At 60.7% G+C, this 25,373-nt stretch carries 23 protein-coding genes, 1 tRNA gene and 2 pseudogenes; 12 read left to right on the forward strand and 14 right to left on the reverse strand.

The genetic code is table 11. The annotated features are described in order from the left end of the window. The first annotated feature begins 19 nt into the window (after positions 1–19). Together ACP7B3_RS22000 and ACP7B3_RS22005 are read left to right on the forward strand one after the other, a co-directional pair. Complete coding sequence (locus tag ACP7B3_RS22000; RefSeq protein WP_426180766.1) at positions 20–769, forward strand: carbon-nitrogen hydrolase family protein; 750 nt, start codon at positions 20–22, stop codon at positions 767–769. Continuing rightward, positions 770–1,216, forward strand: coding sequence for a GNAT family N-acetyltransferase (locus tag ACP7B3_RS22005; protein WP_369302713.1), 447 nt, complete (start codon positions 770–772; stop codon positions 1,214–1,216). A gap of 34 nt (positions 1,217–1,250) precedes the next feature. Here ACP7B3_RS22005 and ACP7B3_RS22010 read toward each other — a convergent pair whose 3' ends face one another. Beyond that, the gene (locus ACP7B3_RS22010) at positions 1,251–1,490 is read right to left on the reverse strand and encodes a DNA-binding protein (protein ID WP_106579986.1); all 240 of its coding nucleotides are present in this window, start codon (positions 1,488–1,490) and stop codon (positions 1,251–1,253) included. Positions 1,491–1,571: 81 nt separating this feature from the next. Here ACP7B3_RS22010 and ACP7B3_RS22015 point away from each other — a divergent pair, with 81 nt between their 5' ends. The 5 genes from ACP7B3_RS22015 to ACP7B3_RS22035 all read left to right on the forward strand — a co-directional run bounded on the left by ACP7B3_RS22015 (position 1,572) and on the right by ACP7B3_RS22035 (position 5,287). Further along, positions 1,572–1,937, forward strand: a complete 366-nt coding sequence (locus ACP7B3_RS22015) for a helix-turn-helix domain-containing protein (RefSeq protein ID WP_145163455.1) — start codon at positions 1,572–1,574, stop codon at positions 1,935–1,937. Positions 1,938–2,088: 151 nt separating this feature from the next. Continuing rightward, a complete protein-coding gene (gacA, locus tag ACP7B3_RS22020; RefSeq protein ID WP_003190387.1) occupies positions 2,089–2,730 on the forward strand; it encodes a response regulator transcription factor GacA in 642 nt (213 codons plus the stop codon). Between the two features lies 1 nt (position 2,731). Beyond that, positions 2,732–4,555 (forward strand): excinuclease ABC subunit UvrC, encoded by a 1,824-nt coding sequence (gene uvrC, locus ACP7B3_RS22025; RefSeq protein WP_145163457.1) that lies wholly within the window; start codon positions 2,732–2,734, stop codon positions 4,553–4,555. Between the two features lie 32 nt (positions 4,556–4,587). After that, complete coding sequence (gene pgsA, locus ACP7B3_RS22030; protein ID WP_003232771.1) at positions 4,588–5,148, forward strand: CDP-diacylglycerol--glycerol-3-phosphate 3-phosphatidyltransferase; 561 nt, start codon at positions 4,588–4,590, stop codon at positions 5,146–5,148. 63 nt (positions 5,149–5,211) lie between these two features. Further along, positions 5,212–5,287, forward strand: a tRNA-Gly gene (locus ACP7B3_RS22035). A gap of 128 nt (positions 5,288–5,415) precedes the next feature. Here the strand turns inward: ACP7B3_RS22035 and ACP7B3_RS22040 are convergent. The 6 genes and pseudogenes from ACP7B3_RS22040 to ACP7B3_RS22065 form a co-directional block, all read right to left on the reverse strand. Next, positions 5,416–5,718 (reverse strand): YciI family protein, encoded by a 303-nt coding sequence (locus ACP7B3_RS22040; RefSeq protein ID WP_416363860.1) that lies wholly within the window; start codon positions 5,716–5,718, stop codon positions 5,416–5,418. Positions 5,719–5,749: 31 nt separating this feature from the next. After that, positions 5,750–6,622 carry a TIGR00366 family protein gene (locus tag ACP7B3_RS22045; protein ID WP_426180769.1) on the reverse strand — a complete coding sequence of 291 codons (873 nt, stop codon included), beginning with the start codon at positions 6,620–6,622 and terminating at the stop codon, positions 5,750–5,752. Between the two features lie 109 nt (positions 6,623–6,731). Further along, positions 6,732–6,923 (reverse strand): annotated as a pseudogene (locus ACP7B3_RS22050) (MFS transporter); the annotation flags it as partial. Between the two features lie 43 nt (positions 6,924–6,966). After that, positions 6,967–7,197 carry a hypothetical protein gene (locus ACP7B3_RS22055; protein ID WP_426180771.1) on the reverse strand — a complete coding sequence of 77 codons (231 nt, stop codon included), beginning with the start codon at positions 7,195–7,197 and terminating at the stop codon, positions 6,967–6,969. 137 nt (positions 7,198–7,334) lie between these two features. Further along, a pseudogene (locus tag ACP7B3_RS22060) lies at positions 7,335–7,469 on the reverse strand (muconate cycloisomerase); the annotation flags it as partial. Between the two features lie 147 nt (positions 7,470–7,616). Further along, positions 7,617–8,657 carry a zinc-dependent alcohol dehydrogenase family protein gene (locus ACP7B3_RS22065; RefSeq protein ID WP_426180773.1) on the reverse strand — a complete coding sequence of 347 codons (1,041 nt, stop codon included), beginning with the start codon at positions 8,655–8,657 and terminating at the stop codon, positions 7,617–7,619. Between the two features lie 184 nt (positions 8,658–8,841). Between ACP7B3_RS22065 and ACP7B3_RS22070 the strand changes: the two genes are divergently transcribed. Then, positions 8,842–9,324 (forward strand): Lrp/AsnC family transcriptional regulator, encoded by a 483-nt coding sequence (locus ACP7B3_RS22070; protein WP_242200169.1) that lies wholly within the window; start codon positions 8,842–8,844, stop codon positions 9,322–9,324. Positions 9,325–9,567: 243 nt separating this feature from the next. Here ACP7B3_RS22070 and ACP7B3_RS22075 read toward each other — a convergent pair whose 3' ends face one another. Beyond that, positions 9,568–10,251, reverse strand: a complete 684-nt coding sequence (locus ACP7B3_RS22075) for a response regulator (protein WP_426180775.1) — start codon at positions 10,249–10,251, stop codon at positions 9,568–9,570. A 3-nt stretch (positions 10,252–10,254) separates the two neighbouring features. Then, positions 10,255–11,640 (reverse strand): sensor histidine kinase efflux regulator BaeS, encoded by a 1,386-nt coding sequence (gene baeS, locus ACP7B3_RS22080; protein WP_262206214.1) that lies wholly within the window; start codon positions 11,638–11,640, stop codon positions 10,255–10,257. A 145-nt stretch (positions 11,641–11,785) separates the two neighbouring features. Between baeS and ACP7B3_RS22085 the strand changes: the two genes are divergently transcribed. From ACP7B3_RS22085 to ACP7B3_RS22100, 4 genes are all read left to right on the forward strand, one after another. Next, positions 11,786–12,970, forward strand: coding sequence for an efflux RND transporter periplasmic adaptor subunit (locus ACP7B3_RS22085; protein ID WP_416363856.1), 1,185 nt, complete (start codon positions 11,786–11,788; stop codon positions 12,968–12,970). 2 nt (positions 12,971–12,972) lie between these two features. Further along, positions 12,973–16,107, forward strand: a complete 3,135-nt coding sequence (locus ACP7B3_RS22090) for an efflux RND transporter permease subunit (protein WP_426180778.1) — start codon at positions 12,973–12,975, stop codon at positions 16,105–16,107. Beyond that, positions 16,104–17,498, forward strand: a complete 1,395-nt coding sequence (locus ACP7B3_RS22095; RefSeq protein WP_426180780.1) for an efflux transporter outer membrane subunit — start codon at positions 16,104–16,106, stop codon at positions 17,496–17,498. The genes ACP7B3_RS22090 and ACP7B3_RS22095 overlap by 4 nt, the downstream gene beginning before the upstream one ends. Before the next feature lie 86 nt (positions 17,499–17,584). Beyond that, positions 17,585–18,286: a VacJ family lipoprotein gene (locus ACP7B3_RS22100; RefSeq protein ID WP_315975597.1), complete on the forward strand. Its 702-nt coding sequence runs from the start codon at positions 17,585–17,587 to the stop codon at positions 18,284–18,286. Between the two features lie 45 nt (positions 18,287–18,331). On the opposite strand, the gene ACP7B3_RS22105 is transcribed toward ACP7B3_RS22100, so the two are convergent. From ACP7B3_RS22105 to ACP7B3_RS22125, 5 genes are all read right to left on the reverse strand, one after another. Further along, the gene (locus tag ACP7B3_RS22105) at positions 18,332–19,867 is read right to left on the reverse strand and encodes a sensor domain-containing diguanylate cyclase (RefSeq protein ID WP_369302705.1); all 1,536 of its coding nucleotides are present in this window, start codon (positions 19,865–19,867) and stop codon (positions 18,332–18,334) included. 366 nt (positions 19,868–20,233) lie between these two features. Then, a complete protein-coding gene (locus tag ACP7B3_RS22110; RefSeq protein WP_145163502.1) occupies positions 20,234–21,217 on the reverse strand; it encodes a helix-turn-helix domain-containing protein in 984 nt (327 codons plus the stop codon). A 72-nt stretch (positions 21,218–21,289) separates the two neighbouring features. Further along, complete coding sequence (locus ACP7B3_RS22115) at positions 21,290–22,768, reverse strand: aldehyde dehydrogenase family protein (RefSeq protein ID WP_242200152.1); 1,479 nt, start codon at positions 22,766–22,768, stop codon at positions 21,290–21,292. Between the two features lie 72 nt (positions 22,769–22,840). Further along, positions 22,841–23,689 carry a VOC family protein gene (locus ACP7B3_RS22120; protein WP_242200150.1) on the reverse strand — a complete coding sequence of 283 codons (849 nt, stop codon included), beginning with the start codon at positions 23,687–23,689 and terminating at the stop codon, positions 22,841–22,843. Positions 23,690–23,711: 22 nt separating this feature from the next. Beyond that, positions 23,712–25,358 carry a bifunctional 3-(3-hydroxy-phenyl)propionate/3-hydroxycinnamic acid hydroxylase gene (locus ACP7B3_RS22125; protein ID WP_426180784.1) on the reverse strand — a complete coding sequence of 549 codons (1,647 nt, stop codon included), beginning with the start codon at positions 25,356–25,358 and terminating at the stop codon, positions 23,712–23,714. Between the last annotated feature and the right edge of the window lie 15 nt (positions 25,359–25,373).

Below are 25,373 nucleotides of genomic sequence, written 5' to 3' on the forward strand. Positions count from 1 at the left end.
TGATGGCTTGGACGCGACCATGACTGCCTTGACCCTTGCTGCCGCTCAGACCACTTCAATCGCAGGCGATGTGCCGGCCAATATCCAGCGGCACCTGGCGTTCATGCAGGCGGCGGCGGAGCACGGTGTGCAGTTGCTGGTGTTTCCAGAGCTGTCTCTGACCGGCTATGAGCCGGCGCTGGCCGCTGAACTGGCGATTGCGCCAGAGGATGCACGGCTTGCGCCACTGCGTGAGAAGGCGCAGGCGCTGCAGTTGACGGCGGTGGTGGGGATGCCGATCCGTTTGGCGCCCGAGGCGGGCGTGTTGATCGGCGCGCTGGTGTTGGCGGCGGACGGGTCGCTGGCGGTGTACACCAAGCAGCATTTGCATCCGGGTGAAGACGTGGCGTTTGTCGCAGGGCAGGGCGGTGCCGCCCTCGAATGGGCGAATGACCGTATTGCGCTGGCGGTTTGTGCAGACTTTTCCCACGCCAGCCATCCACGTGAGGCCGCGCAGGCCGGCGCCAACGTGTACGCCGCCGGCGTGTTGATCAGCGAGGGTGGCTACACCGCGGACAGCGCGCTGCTCCAGGGTTATGCCGCCGAGCATCGCATGCTGGTGTTGATGGCCAACCATGGCGGGCCTTCAGGCGGCTGGGCCTGCGCAGGGCGCAGCGCCGTCTGGGCCGCGGACGGCAACGTGCTGGCCGCCGCACCGGGCACTGGCGACGCGTTGGTGCTTGCCCGCCGCGATGGCGGCCACTGGTCTGGCCACGTGGTTGCGCTGTAAATGACGTTTCACCTGCGCGCCGCGACTGTCGATGACTTGCCATTCGCGCGGAGGCTGACCCACCAAGCCATGGGGGGTTACTACCTGCAATACGGTCTTGTGTGGTCTGACTATGGCTTTGACGTGGGCTGGGGCAGCCGCGAGAACTGGATGATCTGCAAGGACGACGCAGTGCTGGGGTTTATCAGCCTGAGCCGTGACAACAGTGCTCTGTACATTCGCGAATTGCACTTATCCGAAAACTACCGCAAGCAGGGCGCAGGCAGCTGGGTTCTCGAGCAGATGGCGCTCAAGGCGCGCGCACAGGGGCTGGGTCTTTTACGCTTGACGGTGTTCAAAACCAATCCGGCGCGCAGGTTGTATCAGCGCCTGGGGTTGAGCATCGTTGGGGAAGAGGGTTGCTTCTGGCGCATGGAGCGCGAGTGTCGGGCAGGTCCATCGGACTAAACAGGCACGTCTTGCCACTAGGCGCAGACTGCAGTCAGGAAACGATTTCCGGGTCGCGGTTCAGGGCTACCGGCTCATCCACGATAATCCCTTCTTTCATGCCCAACAGGACCGCCACCTTGTGGGCTTCCCCACGCCGTCCTTTTTTACGCCCGGCGAGCACTTGATAGGTTGTGGCCGGATCAACGCCGTGCTCACGGGCAAACGCTTGAACTGACTTCCCTTGATGTTCCAGCCAGGCCTTGGCTTGTGCAGCAGTGCGAATACCGGGCATAGTTCAAAACCGTTCAAGTTTGTTTAAAACGAGATGAGTGTGTCACCTCTTGGGGTGTGCCAGACAGGATCATACATCCAAATGAGTGGAATCGGTTCGCGTTTAAGACAGGAAAGAGAACGTCTTGGCCTGTCGCAGAAAGTTTTTGGTGAAATCGGCGGCGTCGAGGCAAATGCCCAAGGCAAATACGAAAGCGGCGGCCGCGCACCCAAGGCGGACTACCTGTCACGCGTGGCTCAGCGTGGTGTAGATGTTTTATATGTGCTGACGGGAAGCCCGACGCCTATGCAGCTGGAAAACCTCAGTCAGTTGGAAGAAAAAATCCTGGAAAATTACCGGGTCATGCTCAAGGAAGATCAGGACGCTATCCGCCGACTGACCTCCACACTGGCGGAACACTCCGTGTCGCAGAACGGAAAACACAAGTCGGCTCTCACGCAAAGCTGACCTTTTGCTCAGTAAAATCGGCTGTCCGGCGCAAGTCGGGCACCGATAGCGTGCGTAAACTCTATATATATGACGCTTGCAGCTAGGTCTGCGCCATGGTTTTTTGCTAAGGTGTTCAGCAACCTATAAGACCATATCGCGAGGTGTCTGCTTGATTAGGGTGCTAGTAGTCGATGACCATGATCTCGTTCGTACAGGCATTACACGAATGCTGGCTGACATCGATGGCCTGCAAGTAGTCGGTCAGGCCGAGTCAGGGGAGGAGTCCCTGATCAAGGCCCGGGAGTTGAAACCCGATGTGGTTTTGATGGACGTCAAGATGCCTGGGATCGGCGGTCTTGGTGCCACTACCAAATTGTTGCGCAGCCATCCGGACATTAAAGTCGTGGTGGTGACCGTGTGCGAGGAAGACCCTTTTCCTACACGTCTGCTACAGGCAGGCGCGGCCGGTTACCTGACCAAAGGCGCAGGCCTGGCGGAGATGGTGCAAGCCATTCGCCTGGTATTTGCCGGCCAGCGTTATATCAGCCCGCAGATTGCCCAACAGTTGGCTATCAAATCTTTCCAGCCCACCAGCGACTCGCCGTTTGATGCGCTGTCGGAGCGGGAGATCCAGATCGCCTTGATGATCGTCGGCTGCCAGAAAGTGCAGACGATTTCCGACAAGCTCTGCCTGTCGCCCAAAACCGTTAACACCTACCGCTATCGCATTTTCGAGAAGCTCGCCATCAGCAGTGATGTTGAATTGACCCTGCTCGCGGTGCGCCACGGCATGGTGGACGCCAGCGCCTGACATGACCACACCGTTTGATCCAAGTGCCTTTCTCTCAACCTGCAGTGGCCGCCCCGGCGTGTACCGCATGTTCGACAGCGAGGCGCGCCTGCTTTATGTGGGCAAAGCCAAGAACCTGAAAAACCGTCTGGCGAGCTACTTTCGCAAGACCGGCCTGGCGACGAAAACCGCTGCCTTGGTGGCGCGCATCGCCCAGGTTGAAACCACCATCACCGCCAATGAAACCGAAGCGCTGCTGCTTGAGCAGACGCTGATCAAGGAGTGGCGGCCGCCCTACAACATTCTGCTGCGCGACGATAAATCCTATCCCTACGTGTTTTTATCCGACGGCGACTTCCCGCGGCTGAGCATTCACCGCGGCGCGAAGAAGCAGAAGGGCAAGTATTTCGGGCCGTACCCCAGCGCCGGTGCAATCCGCGAAAGCCTGAGCCTGCTGCAAAAGACCTTTTTTGTGCGCCAGTGCGAAGACAGCTTCTACAAGAACCGCACACGGCCTTGCCTGCAGTACCAGATCAAGCGCTGCAAGGCGCCTTGTGTCGGCCTGGTTGATCCGGCGGAGTACGCCGAGGATGTGCGCCATTCGGTGATGTTCCTCGAAGGGCGCAGCAATGCGCTCACCGATGAGCTCTCCGGCGCCATGGAGCAGGCTGCCAGCACGCTGGATTTCGAGCGGGCCGCTGAATTGCGCGACCAGATCTCTCTGTTGCGCCGTGTTCAGGACCAGCAAAGCATGGAGGGCGGCAACGGCGACGTCGATGTGATCGCCGCGTTCGTCAACCCGGGCGGCGCCTGTGTGCATTTGATCAGCGTGCGTGGCGGGCGAGTGCTGGGCAGCAAGAACTTCTTCCCGCAAACCGGGATCGACGAGGAAGTGGCTGAGGTCATGGCCGCTTTCCTTGGTCAGTACTACGTCAGCAGCCCGGAGCGCGATCTGCCCTCGGAGTTGATCGTCAACGTGGTGCATGAAGACTTCCCCACACTGATCGAGGCCATCCACGAGCTGCGCGGCCGTGAGCTGGACATCAGCCACCGCGTGCGCGGTACCCGTGCCCGTTGGCAGCAACTGGCGGTCACAAACGCCGAGCAAGCCCTGAGTGCGCGTCTGGCCAATCGGCAACATGTGGCCGCACGCTTCGACGCCTTGGCTGAAGTGCTTAACCTGGACGAGCCGCCGCAACGGCTGGAGTGCTACGACATCAGCCACTCCAGCGGCGAAGCCACCGTGGCGTCCTGTGTGGTGTTCGGGCCGGAAGGGCCGATCAAATCCGATTATCGGCGCTACAACATCGAAGGCGTTACCGCCGGCGATGACTACGCCGCGATGCACCAGGCCCTGACGCGACGCTTCAGCAAGTTGAAGGACGGAGAGGGCAAACTGCCGGATATCCTTCTGGTGGACGGCGGCAAGGGCCAGTTGTCCATGGCCCGTGACGTGCTCAACGAACTGGCCGTGCCCGACCTGATCCTGCTCGGCGTGGCCAAGGGCGCCACGCGCAAGGCCGGTTTCGAGACGTTGTACTTGAATGATGCCGCCCATGAGTTCACTTTGAAGGGCGACTCACCCGCGCTGCACCTGATTCAACAGATCCGTGACGAGGCCCACCGTTTTGCCATTACTGGCCACCGTGCCCGTCGCGGCAAAACCCGTCGAACCTCAACCCTGGAAGGGGTGGCGGGCGTTGGCCCGACACGCCGGCGCGACCTGCTTAAACATTTTGGTGGCTTGCAGGAGCTGTCCCGTGCCAGCATTGACGAAATAGCCAAAGCACCCGGTATCAGTAAAAAGCTCGCTGAGTTGATTTATGCAAACCTGCACAGCGAATAGAATGCCTTCTCACCTCGTAGCCAGTTGTGCCGATGAATATCCCTAATCTGATTACCGTTCTACGCGTCCTGCTCATTCCGATTTTCATTTTGTTGTTCTATTTGCCGTACGAATGGAGCTATGCCGCCTCTAGTTCAGTGTTTGCGTTTGCAGCCGCAACCGACTGGCTTGACGGCTACCTGGCGCGTCGCCTGGAACAGAGCACGCCCTTTGGCGCATTCCTTGATCCGGTGGCCGACAAACTGATGGTGGCCGTGGCCTTGGTCCTGTTGGTGCAGGAGCACGGCAACCTGTGGCTGACGCTGCCGGCCGCCGTGATCATCGGCCGCGAGATCGTCGTCTCGGCCCTGCGCGAATGGATGGCCGAAATCGGCGCGCGCGCCCACGTGGCGGTGTCCAACATGGGCAAATGGAAAACCGCTGCGCAAATGCTCGCATTGGTGATCCTGCTGGCCAATCCGTCGGACTTCTCCTTCTGGGTGCTCACGGGCTACGCCTTGCTGCTGATCGCCGCGGGCCTGACGTTGTGGTCCATGCTTCAGTATTTGCGTGCTGCCTGGCCACATCTGCGCACCACCGTTGAAAAGAAATAAAACTTTTTTGAATCAAGGGGTTGACGGGGGTTCTGGATTCTATAGAATGCACACCACCAAGACGCGGGAATAGCTCAGTTGGTAGAGCACGACCTTGCCAAGGTCGGGGTCGCGAGTTCGAGTCTCGTTTCCCGCTCCAAACACAAAGAAAAAGCCACTCTAACGAGTGGCTTTTTTTTGCCTGGGATTTACGCATACGTCGGCGCTTGGCCCGCTATTTGTCGTGCCTGGCCAAGCACTGTCCAGGGGCACCTGGTGGTGCCGTGGTCACTCGGTCAGCAGGTTTTTACCGAGCACGTAGCTTTTTCGCCAACGGGTGATCTGCACGTTGAGAAACAGCCCTGCCTGGTAGAACGGGTCGCCCTCGATAAACGCCTGTACCTGTTCGCGGGTATCCAGTTCGACGATGTAGAACCCACCGCCCAGGTCGCTGGCATCGTCATGCAACTTGGCTCCACACGCGATCAACAGCGCCGCGTGGCGGTCCAGGTACGCCAGGTGGCTGGGCCGGTGGCGGCTGCGGACCGCCTGGCTGCCAGGCTTGTCCCATGTTTCGATTACAAATGGCATACGCAGACTCCTGAAAATGATGACTCGGGATTCACGGGTGGCCCAGGTATCCCCACAGCAGGACGGTGCAAATGTAGATGGCACCGACCCAGAACATACAGATCACGGTGTAGCCCATCACATCCTTGAGTTTCAGCCGGGACAGGGCGAGGGCCGGGAGGATCCAGAACGGCTGCACCAGGTCGTTCCAGGCGTTGCCCAGCATCACCGCCATGGAGGTCTGGGCCAGTGAGCTGTCCAGGGCACGGGCAGCTTCGATCATGAAGGGGCCCTGAATCGCCCAGTGACCGCCGCCGGAAGGGGCGAAGAAGTTGATCAGGAACGAGCTGATCAAGCCCCAGAAGGGCAAGGTCTGCTGGTTGGCCACGTCGACAAAGACCCTGGAGACACTGTCCACCAGGCCCGAACCGGCCATGATCGCCATGATCCCGGCGTAGAAGGGGTACTGGAGAATGATCCCGGTTATGGTCTTGATGCCCTCATTGAGCTTGGCTATGTACTGGGCCGGGGTGCGCAGCAGCAGGATGCCGAGGAACAGGATCAGAAAGTTGACCTTGTTCAGATCGAGGTTGGCTCCGCGCAAAAAACTCACGGCGACGTAGCCCAGACCCAACAGGCCCACCGCCAGGCTCAGCAGCCTACTGTTGTTGAGCCGAGTGGCCACGGTGTTGTCGGCGAACAGCCCGTCCACGCTCTGGCCGCTTTCATCCTTGGCGATGTACTGGCTGGCGTCGATCTCGGTCACCTGTTCCCCCTGCCGGGGGTGCAGGGCTGCATTGAGCAGAGGCAACGTCACCAATACCACCAGAGCTGTGAGCAAGATCGGCCAGGAAAAAATCGTTTCGCCCAGGCCTATCAGGCCCATGCTTTTCTGCATCGGATGCCCGGGAGTGGAGATAAGCACCGGGATGGTCGCCGACAACCCCAGGCCGTAGTCCCAGATCGCTGCCGGCGATGCCGCAAGCCACCGAGGCGGCGGCAAAGCCAAGCATGCCAAGCATGAAAATCCGCCGTGGCCCGTACCTGTCCCCTAAACGCCCGCCGAGGATCAGGAACAGCGCAAAGGCTGCGGCGTAGATCGACACCGACGCCTGCATCAGGCCATCGCTGGCTTTCAGGTCGGCCTTGATAAAGGGCAGGGCGATATTGACGATGAAGTAATCCAGGGGCGGCAGGAACGATCCACCAACAGGATCACCAGGCATACCCAGCGTCTGGCCCCGGTCTGGGTCACGGGCGGCTCCGGTGTCAGCATTGGCGCGCCTGTTGTCCGAGGTTTTCCCGAGCGCTGGCGCCCAGCTCAAGCAGCGTCCGGGCCAGCAGGTGTGGATGGGTGAGCATGGCCAGGTGCCCGGTGGCCAGGCAGCGGCTGGCAAACACGCCACTGTCCCGGGCCTGCTCCAGCGCGAGATCGAAGGCACTGAAGGGAAACTGGCTGCAGCGAATGTAGCTGTAGGCCAGGTCCAGGCTCAGGTCCATGGGTGTCAATGGCTCGAAGAACGCTCGTCCCGGATGAGCGCCCAGGCGTTGCTCGACTTCGGCATGCAGGGCTGGGTCGTCCAGGCCGAACCCGTCGGCGCTGCTCAGTTTGAGCGTCGCTCCCTGGTGTTCTCGTCGATGCCGTCGCTACAGCGAATCCGCAGGATCACGGTAGTTTGGGTTTCGATGGTATGCATCGCCAGCCGGTGTGGCCTGAGGGTCGGCAGCTCGACGAGGTGAGCTTCGACCCGTTCAATAGAGATGGGGTGCATGGAGGCGGTCATTCCTTGAGCTGCGTGTCGATGGGGTCCTGATGAACTCAATGGTGTTGCTTTGGTTGGGAGAGGTCAAATACCCAGGAGGTGGTGATCAATACTTGATGGGTATTGTGGCCTGGGTATTGTTGCGTCCTGCCTGAGTTAGAACTCGGTCACGACCGTTACGCCGGCCGTCTCGAAGCGATCCATGTTCATCAGCGCGTCGATGGACTGCTCCAGGCTGATGGTTTTACCCACGAGTTTTTCCGGGGCGAGTTTTCCGCTGGTGATCATCTGGACCATGGCGTCATAACGATGGGCTTGCATGCCGTGGCTTCCGTAGATCTCAAGCTCGTGCGCGATGACTTTGCTCATGGGGATCGCCGGTGTGGCGTGGTCGGCGAGCATCAGGCCTACCTGGACGTGTTTGCCTCGACGGCGCAGGTTGTTGATGGAGTTGAAGCACGTGGTGGGATGGCCCAGTGCATCCAGTGAGACGTGGGCGCCACCCTGGGTGATTTCCAGCACGGCTTCGGTGACGTCCGCAACGGCTTGTGCGTTCACGGTTGCAACGGCACCGAGCGAGCGCGCCAGCTCTAGTTTTTCCTGGGAAATATCGATGGCGATGACGTTCGCGCCGAGGGCGTTGGCGATCATCACTGCGGACAGGCCGACGCCTCCGCAGCCGTGCACCGCAACCCACTGTCCGGCGCTGACTTTGCCTTGGTCAACGACGGCGCGGAATGAAGTGGCGAAGCGACAACCCAGGCTTGCAGCGGTGGCAAAGTCCATGCTCTCAGGGAGTGCCACGACGTTCAGGTCGGCCTGATGGATACCGACGTATTCAGCAAACGAACCCCAGTGGGTGAAGCCCGGTTGAAACTGCGTAGTGCAGACCTGCTGGTTACCGCTGTTGCACTCGGGACACGCGCCACACCCGCCGACGAAGGGCACCGTCACACGGTCGCCGACCTTCCACCGGGTAATGTCGCGGCCAACCTCGGCCACGATGCCGGCAAGCTCATGCCCGGGAACATGCGGCAACTGGATGTCCGGATCATGGCCCTTCCAGCCGTGCCAGTCGCTGCGGCAAACCCCCGTGCCCCTCACCTGTATCACCACACCGTGACGCTCCGGCGTCGGGTCTTCGACGTCCATCAAGCGCGGCGGTTTGGAAAAGGCTTCGTAGACAACTGCTTTCATGAAAGTAACCTCTACCTGGATAGACACGGCGCTGTATTCGATGGCTTTCTTATGCGGGGCTGCTCGAATCAGCGGTGATCCATTATGTGCAAATGGGGTGAAATTGCTTTTCAGATTGCGATTGATAGTTTGCGCCGAATGAAATTAATCTCCGTGAGCTGGCACACAATTGAAAGGATCAACCATGCTCGAGCGTTTGGATAAGGTGGACATTGCAATATCAGAGCGATTGCAGCGAGATGGGCGACTGTCGAATGTCAAATTGGCGGAGCAACTTTCCCTTAGCGAAGCATCCTGTTGGCGTAAACAAAAGCGCCTTGAGGAGTGCGGGGTGATTGAGGGGTATCAAGCCATCCTGAATCGCAGAAAGCTGGGCCTGGGGGTGATGGCTTTTGTTCAGATTTCCTGCAGTGATCACAGTGAAGAGGCCACGGAAAAGTTTGAAAAAATCATCGCCTCGGCGCCTCAGGTACTCAGTTGCCACAACACAACGGGCGAGGCGGATTTTTTACTTCAAGTCGTCGCCAGGGATTTGGACAGCTACAGCAGATTCGTCGAAAAGGTGCTGCGAAAGCTCCCGGGCGTTTTGAGTATCCGCTCGAACCTGTCGCTGCGAGAAATGAAGACCACGCAGCGTTTTCCGCTGGCCGAACTCCTGAGTATCTGAGGGCCTGCGGCGCCCGGCCTCGCCTGCGCGCACAGCCATAAGACGCGAAAGATAAATACCCAGGTAAACGGCGATAGCCGGGGAAATCAGATGCTTCTTTGACATCTTGGAGCCGGTATTGCTCGAAGCCCTATGCGTTGAAAATGTCGAAGATTAAATCGTCGGCGCGCGATCCGAAATGGATGCACCGAGGGGCTTGCCCAGACATCGCATTCACGCCAAGGCCGTCACCTCGACGGGACCTCAGGCGTCGGTAAGCTGAAACCGATAGCCCACGCCATACAATGACTCGATGGGCGTTTCTCCAGGGCACGCCTGCTCCAGCTTGCGTCGCAGGTTGCGGATATGGCTGTCCACGGTACGGTCGGTGACTACGCGGTGGTCGGAGTAGATCTTGTCCAGCAGTTGGTCGCGGGAAAACACCCGCCCGGCGGAGCGTGCAAAGGTGCTGAGCAGTCGCAGCTCAAGGGGGGTGAGGTCCAGCGCGATACCGTCGAGGGAGGCGCGGTACTGCGTTTCGTCGATCAGCAGGCGCGGTGGGGCGCTGCTCAGCAGTTGGGGACCGCGGCGCAGGATGGCCTTGATCCGGGCAACCACTTCGCGCGGGCTGAAAGGCTTGCAGATGTAGTCGTCGGCGCCCAGGTCCAGCCCCAGCAGGCGGTCCACCTCTTCGACGCGGGCGGTGATCATGATGATGGGCACGGCACTGAACACCCGCAGGTCCTGGCAAACTTGCATACCGTCACGGCCGGGCAGCATCAGGTCGAGCAGGATCAGGCGCGGTGTGTGGGCGCGCACGGTCGGCACCACCTGCAAGCCGTTGTCCAGGCACAGGGTCGGGTAGCCTGCCGCAACCACATAATCCTGCATCAATGCGGCCAGCTTCGGTTCGTCTTCGACAATCAGGATCGGGCTTTCGTCGTTCATGAGTCAGATGTTCCTTGGCAGACGCAGGGTCAGCCAAAGCCCCCCAAGCGGGGAGTGCGCGGCGTCAAGGCTGCCGCCGTGGGCGAGGGCGATGCTGTGACAAATCGCCAGCCCCAGGCCGGCCCCGCCACTGCTACGGTTGCGCGACGATTCGCCACGATAGAAGCGCTCGAACAGGCGCGGCAGTTGCTCGGCCGAAACACCAGGGCCGGAGTCGAGCAGCTCGAGGCACACCTCGGCGCGATCCTGGGAAGCGCGGATGTGTATGACCCCACCCGGATCGGTGTAGCGCACGGCGTTCTCCAACAGGTTGGAAAACAATTGCTGCAAGCGATTGGCGTCGGCGAACAGCTCCAGTGGTTGGGATGGCAAGTCCAATTCGACGCGCAGGTACCGGGTATTCAAACGCTCCTGGAACATCGACACGCTGGCTTGCAACAAGTGATCCAATGAACACACGCTCTTGCGGTAGGTCAGTGCGCCGATATCCGCCAGGGACAACTCATACAGGTCATCCACCAGTTTGCTGAGCATGCTGACCTCGCCTTGCAACGACTTCATCGAGCCTGGGTTCAGGGTGCGTACGCCATCCTCGATGGCCTCCAGCTCGCCACGCATTACCGACAGCGGGGTGCGCAGCTCGTGCGAAACGTCGGCCATGAACTCGCGACGCATCTGTTCATTGCGCTCCAGGGTGTAGGCGAGCTGGTTGAAGTCACGGGCCAATTGGCCCACTTCGTCATTGGAGGCCACCGCCACCCGACTGCTGTAGTCACCGCTGGCCAGACGGTGGGTCGCTGCGGCCACCCGTTTGACCGGTTCCAGCAACGTTCGGGCGATCCACCAGGCAATCAGCATCGCCAGCAACAGCGAAAACGCGCCCATGACCAAACTGGTGCGTAACTGGTATTGCTGGAATCGTTCGCCGCCGGCCTCGGTCACGCTCTGGAACGGGGTCACGGCCAGCCAGCCCACGGTTTCGTCGGCCACGACAACCGGGCGCAACAGCGCGTCGTCGCCAATATCCGGGTAACCGTTCACGCGTTTTTTGTGTTTATCCAACAAGGCGATGCGAAATAGCGCGCCTGTCAGGTCGGAGGCCAAAGGCGTGCGCAGGTCGTTCTTCGCCGGATCCTCGCCAAGTTCGGGCCGCATGATGTCGAACCAGCGGTCCGGCTGGTTGCGCAGGAACTCCCAATTGCCCTCGCGCGCGTAGGCGCTGGCCAGGCGCGGCAGCACGGGCGCCATGCGCTCCAGCGCCTGCTCATTGAGGTACCCGAGAAAGCCCCGCCCGAAACTCCAGCTGGTCGCCAGGCCCATGCTCAGGATGACCAGCAACACACCGGCCAGTACCGCAATAAACAGCTTGGTGGAGATACTCAACTTCATGGAGGCGGGCCGTCGGGAATGGATGGTGACCATTTAGGCCCTGGCGAGCGAAAGATTCAACCCGGCGGGGCAATCTTCAATTTTCCTGCACATTTGCCTCGCAGCATGGCGCTGACTCAAGTCATCCCGTCTTGCAGAGGCTGCTATGTCGACGAAAATAATCGCCAAATTTCTGGTCACCGCCGCGGTGCTCCTGTCCTTGATCATTTTGGTTATGCTGGGCGGCTGCTCCGGCGGCGAGCCACTTCCTGAGGCGGTCACCCCCAAGGTCTCGGTGATCAGCATAAAACCCCAGAGCCAAGTGCTGACCACCGAGCTGGCGGGGCGCACCCAGGCCTTCATGGTGGCGCAGATTCGTCCGCAAGTCGGTGGCATCGTCCAGCGGCGGCTGTTTGTCGAGGGCGCGGATGTCAAGGCCGGGCAAGCGTTGTACCAATTGGATGCAGCGCCCTACAACGCCGCACTGGCGCAGGCCCAGGCGAGCCTGGCCAAGTACCGCGCCACGCTTAAATCGGCGCAGGCCACCGCCAGGCGCGACGCCGAACTGGTGAAGATCAATGCCATCAGCCAGCAAGACAACGAGGACGCGCAGGCGACGTTGCTCACCGCGGCCGCCGACGTGCAAGTCGCCGCAGCTGAAGTCGAGACCGCCCGGATTAACCTGGCTTACACACGTATTACCTCGCCGGTCAGCGGGCGCATTGAAACGTCCACTGTGACCCCCGGGGCGCTGGTGGTGGCTGATCAGGACAGCGCGTTGACCACGGTGCAACAACTCGATCCGATCTATGTGGATGTCACCCAATCGACTACGGAACTGCTGCGGCTCAAGCGTGACCTGGCCAGCGGGGCCTTGCAGTCCAACGGCGAGGGGCAGGCACGGATCAGTCTGAAGCTGGACGACGGCACCGCCTACAACCATGAGGGGCGGCTCAAGGTCAGCGGCGTCAGTGTCAATGAGGGCACGGGCACCGTGACCCTTCGCGCAGAGTTCGCCAACCCGGACCACCTGCTGCTGCCGGGCATGTATGTGCGCGCGGTGCTGGAGCAGGCGCGCAATGATCAGGCCATTCTGATTCCGCAAAAAGCGGTAAACCGCAGCGCCAGCGGTGTGACCACCGCGTTGCTGGTGGTTGACGGCAAGGTTGAACAACGCGAGCTGACCATCGATCGCGCGGTGGGTAACCAGTGGTGGGTCACCGCGGGCCTGAACGCGGGGGACCAGTTGATCGTCGAAGGCGGGCAAAAGGTTCGTGTCGGCGCCGCCGTAAACGCGCAAGACGCCACTACCCAGGCGGCTACGGCGCCGACTGCTGTGAAGGCGGGTTGAACATGGCGCACTTTTTTATTGATCGACCTATCTTCGCCTGCGTGATCGCCATCGTGATCATGCTCGGTGGTGGCTTGTCCATCAGCCAGTTGCCGTTGGAGCAGTACCCGGACATCGCACCGCCCACGGTCACGATTTCTGCCACCTACACCGGGGCCTCGGCCAAGACCGTGGAGGATTCGGTGACCCAGGTCATCGAACAGCAGATGAAAGGCCTGGATAACCTGACCTATATGTCGGCCACCAGCAGTTCGGCAGGCAGTGCCAGCATCAGCTTGACCTTTACTGCCGGCACTGACCCGGACGTCGCCCAGATGCAGGTGCAGAACAAGCTGCAACAAGCGGAGTCGAGACTGCCGCAAACGGTACAAAGCGAAGGCCTGACCGTGACCAAGGGCGGCTCGGACTTCTTGATGATTGTCGCCCTGGCATCGGATGACCCCAGTGTCACCGGTACCCAGATCGGCGACTACATTTCCACCACCTTGCTGGACTCCATCAGCCGAATAGACGGCGTTGGCGATGTGCAGACGTTGGGGTCGGGCTACGCCATGCGTATCTGGCTGGATCCCGCCCTGTTGGAAAAGTACGCGTTGATGCCCTCGGACGTCAGCAGTGCCCTGGAGGCGCAGAACACTGAAGTTTCCGCGGGGCAGCTCGGCGCCTTGCCGGCGATCAAGGGGCAGCAGTTGAACGCCACGATCAGCGCCCGCAGCAAACTGCAAACCGTTGAAGAGTTTCGCAATGTCGTCGTCAAGTCCGACAGTGATGGAGCTGTCGTTCTGCTGGGCGACGTCGCAACCCTGGAGTTGGGCAGTGAAAGCTACGACATCAGTTCGGCCCTCAACGGCAAACCCGCTGCGGCCATGGGTGTGCAACTGGCGGCTGGCGCCAATGCGCTGAATGTCGGTGAGGCAGTCAAGGCCAAGCTCAAGGAGATGGAGCCGTTCTACCCGACAGAAATGCAGCTTAAAAACGTGATTGCCTACGACACCACGCCATTTGTCAGCCTGTCCATCGAGGAAGTGGTCAAGGCCCTGGGCGAGGCCATCGTGCTGGTGGTGCTGATCATGTTCCTGTTCCTGCAGAGCCTGCGCGCAACGCTGATACCGGCGATTACTGTGCCAGTGGTGCTGCTGGGCACGTTCGGTGTGCTGGCGCTGTTCGGCTATTCGATCAACACCTTGACCATGTTTGCCATGGTCCTGGCGATCGGTTTGCTGGTGGACGACGCCATTGTGGTGGTGGAAAACGTCGAGCGGTTGATGGGCGAGGGGCTGTCGCCGGTGGCCGCCACGCGGCAATCGATGAGTGAAATCAGCAGTGCACTGGTCGGTATCACCCTGGTGCTGAGTGCAGTGTTTATTCCCATGGCGTTTTTCGGTGGTTCCACCGGGATTATCTATCGGCAGTTTTCGGTGACCATTGTCTCGGCCATGGTCCTGTCGGTGTTGGTGGCGATGACCCTGACACCCGCGCTCTGCGCGTCGTTGCTCAAGGCGCGTGGCGGCCAGGCGCATACGGCTCAGCGCGGGTTCTTCGGCTGGTTCAACCGCACCTTTGAACGGGCCAGTGCCGGATATGAGCGCTGGGTGGGGGCGGTGTTGCGCCGTTGGGGACGCAGCCTGCTGCTTTACGGCGTGGTGCTGGTGGTCATGGCGGTGGGCTACATGAGCCTGGCCACGTCGTTCCTGCCGGATGAAGACCAGGGGATCCTCCTGGCACAGATCCAGTTACCGGTCGGCGCGACGGACAGCCGCACACAAGCGGTGATCAAGCAGTTCGAAGACTACATCCTGAAACAGCCCGAAGTCGAAGCGATGATCAGCATCAGCGGGCTGGGCATGGGCGGCAACAGCCAGAATACCGCGCGGGCGTTTATCCGCCTCAAGGACTGGTCCGAACGCGGTGGCTCTGGTGAGGGTGCAGCCGCCATTGCCCAGCGGGCGACCATGGCGCTGTCGAGCATCGGCGATGCCGATGCGTTCGTCATGCAGCCGCCGACCGTGCGCGGCCTGGGCCAGAGCTCGGGGTTCGACCTGCAACTCAAGGACCTCGGTGGCCTGGGCCATGATGCGTTAGTGGCGGCCCGCGAACAGTTCCTGGAGTTGGCCAGGAAAGATCCCCGCTTGCTGGGCGTGCGCAGCAACGGCCTGGACGATGCACCGCAGCTCAAGGTCAGCATTGACGACCGCAAGGCCGGGGCCTTGAGCTTGAGTACCAGTGACATCAACACCACATTGTCGACGGCGCTTGGCGGTACTTACGTAAACGACTTCCTCAACCAGGGCCGGGTGAAAAAAGTCTATGTACAGGGCCAGGCATCCTCGCGCATGCAGGCGGCGGACCTTGATCACTGGTTTGTGCGCAACAGCAACAATGAAATGGTGCCGTTTTCGTCCTTCGCCAGCAGCTCCTGGAGTTACGGCTCGCCGTTGCTGGAACGCTACAACGGTAACGCCTCCCTGGAAATCGTGGGTGACCCTGCGCCAGGGGTGAGCTCCGGGGACGCGATGAACGCGGTGGAAGCCATTGTTCGGCAATTGCCTCAGGGCATCGGCTACGAGTGGACGGGGCAATCCTATCAACTGCGCCTGTCGGGCTCCCAGGCGCCGCTGCTCTACGGCGTCTCCGTGTTGTTTGTATTCCTGTGCCTGGCCGCGCTCTATGAGAGTTGGTCGGTGCCGTTTTCGGTGATCCTGGTGGTGCCCCTGGGGGTGATCGGTGCGGTGCTGGCGACCCGTGTCGCCGGGTTGAGCAACGACGTGTATTTCCAGGTCGGGTTGTTGACCACCGTGGGCCTGGCCGCGAAAAACGCGATCCTGATCGTTGAGTTTGCCAAGCACTTGCAAGAGCAGGGCAACAGCGTGATCGACGCGACGCTGATCGCCGTGCGCCAACGCCTGCGGCCGATCCTGATGACCTCCCTGGCGTTCATGTTCGGCGTGTTGCCGCTGGCCTTGAGTACGGGCGCAGGCTCCGCCGGGCGCCAGGCCATCGGGACCGGGGTGCTGGGCGGCATGTTCAGCGCGACGGTGCTGGGGATTTTCTTTGTGCCGCTGTTTTTCGTGCTGATCCGCCGCCGTTTTGGCCGCGTGCACAGCGCTAACCAATCTGCCCCGACAGGTGATGCATGATCAAGTCACACTGGCCTTTGCTGGCCGCCATGGCCCTGGGCGGTTGCGTCAACCTGGCACCGCAGTATGAGCGTCCCGCTGCACCAGTGTCCGAGCAATGGCTGCCTGCAGCCAGCCTGCCAAAAGGGCAGGCTGGGGCTGATATCAAATGGCAGCAGTTCTTTACCGACAGCCGCCTGGCGCAATTGCAGGTATTGGCGCTGGCCAATAACCGCGACTTGCGTTTGGCCAGCCTGAACGTTGAGAAGGCTCAGGCGCAGTACCGCATCAAGCGCGCAGACCTGTTTCCCACTGTCGACGCGAGCGTCAGCGGCACCCATAGCCGTACACCGGGGTCGCTGTCCAACTCCGGCGCGGCGGCCACCACTCACGATTACAGCGCTCAATTGGGGCTGAGCAGTTATGAGCTGGACGTGTTTGGCCGGGTTCGCAACCTGCGGGATGAGGCGCTGGAAGACTACCTGGCGCTGACGGAAACCCGGCGCAGCACGCAAATCAGTCTGGTGGCCGAAGTGGCCACGGCCTGGCTGACCCTGGCCGCCGACAACGAACGGCTGTTGCTGGCCCAGGAAACCTTGACCAGCCAGTTGGCCACCTACGACCTGACCCAGCGCAGCTACACCTTGGGCGGCGCTTCTGCGTTGTCCGTGGCGCAAGCCCAGACCACGGTCGAGTCGGCACGGGGCGATGTGGCGTCCTACGAGAGCCAGATCCTGCAGGACCGCAATGCCTTGCGTCTGTTGGTCGGCAGTGATCTGCCCGAGGCGCTCTTGCCGGGGACGCACCTGGAATCGGCGGCGGTGCTGGTGGAGATTCCGGCGGGCCTGCCCTCCAGCCTGCTGCAACAACGCCCGGACGTGCTCTCGGCCGAACATACGCTCAAGTCCGCCAACATTGATATTGGCGCGGCCCGTGCGGCGTTTTACCCGAGCATCAGCCTGACCGCCAATGCCGGCTCGTCCAGTGCGGCATTGGCCGGCCTGTTCAAGTCCGGCAGCGGTGCCTGGACCTTTGCCCCGAGCATCAGCGTGCCGATTTTTGACGGCGGGAGTAACCGCGCGACCCTGGATTCGGCCAAGGTAGAACGCGAGATCCGGGTGCAGACCTATCAGCAAACCCTGCAGACCGCCTTCCGCGAAGTGGCCGATGCGTTGGCGGTGCGCAGCACCCTGGATCGCCGTATCGCCGCGCAACAGGCGCTGACCGACGCCAGCCGCAAAAGCTTCGAACTCTCGGATGCCTTGTATCGGGGCGGTTCGCAAAGCTACCTCGAAGCCCTGGATGCGCAACGCTCGCTCTACAGCGCACAGCAGGACCTGATCACGCTGCGCCTGACCGAGCAGAGTAATCGCATCACGTTGTACAAGGTGCTGGGGGGCGGTTGGAATTAATGGCCCTGCCACGTGCACACATCACCGCAGCGAAGGAACGGCTTGCGCGCATCAAATCAGATGACTTCTTTGAGTGGGGAATAACCATGTGTGCCTTTCGTTCCAGTGTAAGCCGTTGCGTCCAGGTGCTTGCCTGCGCCTGCTTCATCACGATCTCACCGCCTTCGCGTGCGGACGCCGACGCAGATCCATGGGAAGGTATTAACCGACCTATTTTCTCATTCAACGACACGTTGGATACCTATGCACTCAAACCACTTGCCCAGGCCTACCAATTCGTCACTCCCCGGGTTGCTCAAGACGGCATTCATCATTTTTTCAATAATCTGGGGGAGGTCAAAAATCTGTCCAACAACTTACTTCAAGCCAAGTTTCATAGTGCCGGCGTGGATACGAGTCGCTTTTTACTCAACAGCACGATTGGCCTGGCGGGGTTGTTTGACGTCGCGACGCCCATGGGGCTGCAGCGCAGTGACGAAGATTTCGGTCAAACCTTAGGTTACTGGGGGGTAAATAGCGGCCCTTACCTGGTACTGCCGCTCCTGGGGCCAAGCACACTGCGCGATGCGCCTGCCATCCTTCCCGATGCCTACACCAATCCGGTCCGCTACATCGGCGACGTTCCTACCCGTAATAGCCTTTACGGCGTGAGCCTGATCGACGGACGGGCTCAATATCTGACGTCCGAAAAGCTCATTACGGGCGATAAGTACAACTTCATTCGAAGTGTCTATTTGCAAACCCGAGCGTTCAAGATCAACGGGGGAGCCGTAAAGGACGACTTTTGATCGGGACGTGACCCACCAGGTCGTGATAACCCTGCATCCGGCTTGTTACGCATTGGCAAGCTGGACTTGATCACGACCCTTTGATTTAGCACTGTACATAGCGCTGTCCGCGCGCCGCATGAAAGCATCAAATGACTCCGATGGCACCCACGCCGCGACGCCGAAGCTACACGTTACCTGACCCGCCTCCTCAAAGGGCAGGGCGCTGACGAGGGCTCGAAGCTTTTCCGCCAGCCGCTTCGTGTCGTGCAGTTCGCTACCCGGGCAGATCAAGGCAAACTCTTCGCCACCTGTTCTGCACAGTAGATCGGATTTGCGCGTTGCCGAACGTATTCGTGTACACAATGCCTTCAGCACGTTGTCACCGCATTGATGCCCTCTGCTGTCGTTGATGCGTTTGAAGTGATCAACGTCGAACATGATCAGCGATAGAGGCTGGTAGTGGGTGTTAGCTTCAATGAGCAGGCGTTCCATCAGCTCTTCGAAGTGCCTGCGGTTATACACGCCCGTCAGGTGGTCGGTAATGTTCAATAAACGCAGGGCTTGCGTGCGCTCTTCAACAAGAGACAGGGCCCGCGCGCGCTGCGTGATCAGCAAGTACACCATCAACGTCATCAGCAGCGTCAATCCTGTTCCGAACACGGCAATCAGACTGATAAACGATGCGTGACTGTTGGAGCTCAAAAAGGCTGCGGTTGGCCGAAACCGCATCAAGTAGTGTTGGTCGGCTACTTTCAACACGCGCTGAGCGTAAAGCGGCGATGGGGCAGCCGGCGATAAGCTCTGATAAATGTTGTCTTCCTGATGCTGTGTGTCGGTCAATGACAGCGTCACGTTCAGTCGTTGCAGACTGGGTAACGGAATGCTTTGTTCCATCAAGGAGGCCAAGCGCATTGTCGAGACGATGAAGCCCTGCAAACCTTCATCGTTCACTGGCGCCTCGGAGGACTCTTTGAATACGGGAGCGACAAAGAAAACCCCGGCCTGGCCATTGCTCATTTTCAACGGTTCCGACACGACCATTTGATGTGTTTCTCGTGCCTTCTTCAACAGGGCCTCGCGATCCGGGCGGGCGATGACATCCATGCCAGGGGTAACCTTCACGTCATCGCGCTTGGATAAATAGAGCAAGACCATGTGTTCCGGGCGGCGGGTGAGGGGGGCTTCGGCACCGGTGATTGGATTGATCTCATGATACGCAAAGTCACTCGTACCATTGAGCAGCGCCTTGGTGTGAAATACTTGTAGATCCTGCTCGAGAATCCTCGGTACCCAACCGTACGTTTCGCCCTCCTCGACGAGAGGCGTGACGAACCCCATAAACTCCTTTTCCGTGACATCGTCGGCGTTGATGAAGAAACGCCTGACGGTGTCCAGTTTCAAGTCTTGAACAGTAAAACGTCGCTGCAAGCGACTGAATCGTTCGTCAACCTCCAGTTGGAACGCAACGGCAACGGTGCGCTGCTCTGACCCGTGGTAAAGAATCAGTACCAAGCTCGTTACGGCCACCCCGGCCAGGCACACAAGAATGCAGAGGGTCACGTCGGATGCTTTAAGGGCGCTCTTACGAAAAGGCATCATTTCGTGTTCCTTACTCATCGCCAAAACGAACTGCAACCGCCTGAAGGGCTTTCTCGATTATCGGCACACCTGCCAATATCTTTATAGATCAGGTGCGGCAATACGGCGTTTATAGAGTAAGCGAGGAGCCCACACACCTGCACATTGCCGGTGGCAGGTGATTGAGTCTAGAACGCGGTCACGACGGCTGTGCGACGAGGTTCAGGTCGGCCTGGTGTATACCGACGTACTCGGCAAACGACCCCCAACCTGTATGGCCACGCTGTGACGCTCTGCCCCGGCGTCATTCCACTGCGTGAAATGTTGCGACAGGCCGCGATCGCACCGCCGTCGTTGCAGGATGAGCACATCTCGAACGGCTGGCGACTAACCCCGGCTTTCGCTGGCCGTTTCCCGGAACAATCGGGGCGACATGCCAAATGTCGATTTGAAGTGCCGGCTGAAGTGCGAGCTGCTGCCATAGCCCCACGCATAGGCGATCTCGGTCAGGGAACGATGGGCTTGTTCGCGGTTGCGCAGGTCTTCGGCGCAACGGGACAGCCGACGCTGCCAGATGTATTCGCTGACACTGCACCCCAACTCATCCTGAAACGCGCGGTGCAAACTGCGTACCGAGCACTGCTCTGCGTTGGCGATGCGTTCGGTGCTCAGGTCGCGGTCAGCCAGGTGGCGCTCGATATAAGCCTTGAGGCGGTTCTGCTTGAAGAAGCGGAAGTCATGTTCGAGTTGTTTTTCGTCCTGCTTGTTCTTCAGCGCGTTGTCCAGCAGCCCGGCGATACTGTCGCCGATCAGTGCGGCCGAGTGGCTGTTGAGCAACGGATAGTGCTGGTAGGCGTCGCTGATCAGGTGCATCAGCATGCGGCCCAGCCCATTGCGGGCGTTCAGGTGCATGTCGCCGGGGTGTTTCAGTTGCCCGTTGGCGCCCTGGAACAGTAGCAGAAAGTGCTCGCAGCCCTGGGGGCTCGTGACGCTAAAGGGTTTGCCGCAATCGACCAGCAGCATTTCGTCCGGCGCGACGGTGCTGTGTTGCTGGCCTTGGTCGAAATGACTGACCCCGGCGATTTGCAGGATCAGCATGCGCGGCGTGTCGAGCACGTCGAGCGCCTGGCTCAGGTGGCGTGAGTAACGATGGGCGCTGGCGGTCATGCGGCAAAAACGCAGTTGGCCCAGGTCACCGTATTCCAGCCGGCCCTGGAAGTTGCCGTCCTGCAACGGGTCGATGCTGGTGGATTCCAGGCGCTTTATATACTCCGGCGTGCGGCCCAGGTGATCACTCATGAACTCTTTCCACTTCATCAGCCGGTCAGAACAAACGACCTGTTCGGTGGACACACAGGCTAGATTATTCATTGTTTCGCCCTTTTTATTTTTGGTGTTGGCTGACCGGGCGAAGGCTGAGCCTTGCCCGATCCTGGCACGCGATCAGAACGGGTAGTGATGGCCCCCGGCTTGCCAGGTGACCCAATGTGCACGGGTAAATTCGTCCAGAGCGTAGTGGCCGTTGAAGCGCCCAAGGCCGGAGTTCTTTTCGCCGCCAAAAGGAGCATTCGGCTGATCATCGACGGTAATGTCGTTGATGTGGGTCATGCCCGCCACAATCCCGCGGGCAAAACTCAAGCCGCGCGCCATGTCGCGGGTAAACACCGCACTCGACAGACCGTACTCGCTTGCGTTGGCCAACTCCAGGGCATGCGCCTGATTTTCTGCCACCATCAGCGGCAACAACGGCCCGAAGGTTTCATCCCGGGCCAGGGCCTGGTCGGGGCCCACTTCGCCGAACACATGGGCCGGCAGCACCAGGCCGCGCGCCTGGCCGCCGCACAATTGCTTGAGGCCGGCGCGTTCGGCGGCGTCGATTTTACCCAGCAGGCCATCGAGCTGGCTCTGGTTGACCACCGGCCCGATCACCGTGTCGGCCAGGGCCGGGTCACCGGTCTTGAGGTTGCGCACGCGCTCGACCACCAGCGCCGCGAAGTCGGCATACAGCGAGCGGTCGACAATGACCCGGTTGACGCTCATGCAGATCTGGCCCTGGTGCAGGAAGCGCCCGACCACTGCGGCATGTGCCGCTATCTCGATGTCCGCATCCGCCAGCACCACCAGCGGCGCGTTACCGCCCAGCTCCAGCGCCACGCGCTTGATGTGCTTGCCGCCGGTGGCGATACGTCCGACATTGCGGCCCACATCCGTGGAGCCGGTGAAGGAGATCAGGCTCGGTATCGGGTGCTCGACGAACGCATCGCCTATCTCCGAACCTGCGCCGACCACCACGTTCAGCGAGCCTGCCGGGAAACCGGCTTCTTCGAACAGATGGGCAATCAGCAGGCCGCCGGTGACCGCCGTATCGCTGGCCGGCTTGAGTACCACGGTATTGCCCAGCGCGAGTGCCGGGACCACTGAGCGCATGCTCAGGTACAGCGGGAAGTTCCACGGGCTGATCACACCGACCACCCCCAGTGGCTCGCGAAACACGAAGCTCTGTTCGCCAGGCTTGTAGCTGGTCAGGATCCGGCCCTCGACCTGCATCGGCAGCGTTGCGCACTCGCGCACCAGGCTGAGGGTGAATTGCCATTCCATGCCCGCCTTGATACGGGTGCTGCCGGACTCATGGATCAGCCAGTCGATGATTTCTTCGCGACGGTTCTGGATGACCTGGGCGAGTTTTTCCAACTGCGCGCTGCGTTGGGTCGGGTGCAGCGCTGCCCAATCGGTTTGCGCGCGCCGGGCGGCCTGGTAGGCGTCGTCCAGGTCGGCCACCGAGGCCAGGGGCATTTCCAGCAAAGACTCGCCGTTGAAGGGGTTGCGGTCGTCCAGGCGTCGTGCAGAACGACCTGCACGCCAGGTGCCGTTGATGTACTGGTCGCCGTTGATGGCGTAGGGCGCGATGATTGGAGTTGTCATTGTCTTACCTTAGAGGCAGGTAGCCGCGTCAATTTAAGGGGAGGAGAGGGCAGGCCCTGTGGTTGAACGTATTCAGCTTCGGATCCAGGCGCGCCCCCAGGAATTGAGGGTGTATTCCTCTTGTGGCCAGACCCCGGGTGGACGGCTGGCTTCGGTGATTTCCAGCTCGGCCGAGAACTCCAGGCGGTTGCGATCAGCGTCGACCACCATGAAGAACAGATTGTTGCCGGGACCGTGGCGACCCGGGCCGAAGAACAGGGTGATGCGTTCCTTGGCGAAACGGTCGCCCCAGTCGCGAATGTCGTTCCATTCATTGGTTTCGTAGCAATGGTGGTCCCATTCGTTTTTCGAGCCGCGGAAAAACGCCAGTGAATGGTGCTCATCGTCCGAGCGCAGGAAACAGGTGGTGAGCTGGCCGCTTTGCTCGTCCACGACATTGTCCGAGACGGTGAAGCCCACTGTGTTGACGTAGAAGTCGATCATCGCTTCCAGTTCGGTGGTCTGGAACACCACGTGCTGCAGGCGTCCCGGCATGCCCTTGGGGTTGGCCGTGGATGCGTTGCGGGCGACGCCAAAGACGGTTTGCCGTCCCTGGGGATCACGGATTTGAAAGGCGCCCGCTTCCAGCAACGGCGAGTCGAGCGGTTCGACGCTGCACCCTTTGGCTACCAGGCGCGCGTGCAGCTCGCTCAAGCGCGGCTGGCTGCCCAGGTCGTACGCCGCGGCGAGCAGGCCGCTGTGGTCGGCGGGCGAAATCAGCATGGCGCGCTGGGGTCCCTGGAGCAGCCAACTGCCGTCGGCTTGCGCCAGGCCGTCCATGTCCAGCAGACGCCGATAGAACTCGACTTGCTGCTGGGGATCTTTGCTTGCCAGGTGCAGATAGCACAGGCGTGCGGGTGTGGAAGTCTGCAAGGTTTGCATAAACACCTCTGGGGCTGAAGGTTCAGGGGTAGACGGGCGCCATGCGTGGCTCAGCCGCGCAGTTGTTCGTCAGGGTGATGCCGAACAGCGTCTGCAATGATTCGGCGGTCTGGTCTTGGGTGGCCATGTCGAAGATGGCGGCGATATAGCGATCCGGGCGTAGCAGCAAAAACTGTTGGCTGTCGCCGAGCACGCCCTTGAGCGCCTCTTCACGGTCTTGCAGCACGGTGCAGCCCGGGAGCAAGGGCAGTGTCTGCCAATGCGCGGGCAGGATCAGGATGCGCTTGGCTTCCAGGTGGTCCCAAAGACCGTGGTGCAGTTGGTCAAGACGCTGGTGGGCAGGGTCGCCATATTGAATGAGCGCAAAGCCGTCCCCGAGGCTCGCGTCCAGCAGGTGGGCATGGCCTTGGGCGTCGGTCAGCAATGGCTGAGGAAACATTTGCCCACAGGCCAGCTTTCCCGCTTTGCCTTCGGGCAGCACCAGGCCTTTGGTAAATCGAGGCTTGGGTTTGAAGCGCATTTGCAGGAAATAGTCGCGCAGCGGTGGCACCAGGCCGATCAATGCGAAGGCCGCGCTGATCAAACGAGCCCGCAGTACGGTGGCCGGGGCCATGACCACGCCCAGGTTCAGGGCCAGCTTGATCAAGGCCCAGGCATGGTCGCGCCGTTCGCTTTCGTAGGACAGCAGGGCGGTCGCGGCCATTTTTCCCTTGATGACGCCGATCAGCTTCCAGCCAAGATTGTGGGCATCGCGAACGCCGCTGTTCATCCCTTGCCCGGCGTAGGGCGGGGTCAAGTGTGCGGCATCGCCGGCCAGAAAGACGCGGCCAACCTGCCAACGCTCGGCAACGCGGGCATGAAAGGTGTAGACCGTCTTGCGCACGATGGACACCGGGGCATCCCCCTTGAACGGACGAAGCAGTGTGTGCAGGCTCTCGGGGCTCAGTGCCTGCGCATCGGCTTCCCCAGGCTTGAGCTGGAACTCGAAGCGCCGTGTGCGGTGCGGGCCGGGTACTTCCACGACCGGGCGTCTGGCATCGCAGTACACGCGGGTCTGCCAGAACGGATCGTCGTCCTGGTCGGTATCGACCACCAGCCAGCGTGAGGCGAAGCTGGACCCGACCATCTCGATCCCCAGTTGCTTGCGCACCGGGCTGCGCCCGCCGTCGCAGGCGACCAGGTAGCTGGCTTTGACCTCGAGCAGTTGGCCATCGGCGTCCATGATCAACGCGCGCACGCCGTGTTGATCTTGAGTGAACTCCAGCAGTTCGTGATTGAAGCGTGCTGTCAGGCTCGCAAAGCGCTCAAGGCCGTTCTTCAGCGTGCTTTCAAACAACGGCTGGCGAAAGGCGTTACGTTTGGGAAACCCATACACCTTGCCGGTGGGCTCGACCTTGCCAAAGCAACGACCGCCCGGGCGGGTAAAGTAGTGCACGCCGTAGCCGGGCACCACGTCGCGCAGTACGGCGTCATCCAGCCCGATCGCCTGCATGGTGCGCAGGGATTCATCGTCGATCGAGACGGCGCGGGGTTCGGTCACGGTACCGGCCTTGCGGTCGATGATCAGCGTGTCGACATTGGCCTGGCCGAGCAGGTTGGCCAGGGTCAGCCCGGTGGGGCCGGCACCGATGATCAGGACTTGAGTGCTGAAGCTGTTGAGGGTTGTCATTGTTATTCCCTTCCA

It is taken from the genome of Pseudomonas sp. TWRC1-2 (genome assembly GCF_049896685.1).
GTDB lineage: Bacteria > Pseudomonadota > Gammaproteobacteria > Pseudomonadales > Pseudomonadaceae > Aquipseudomonas.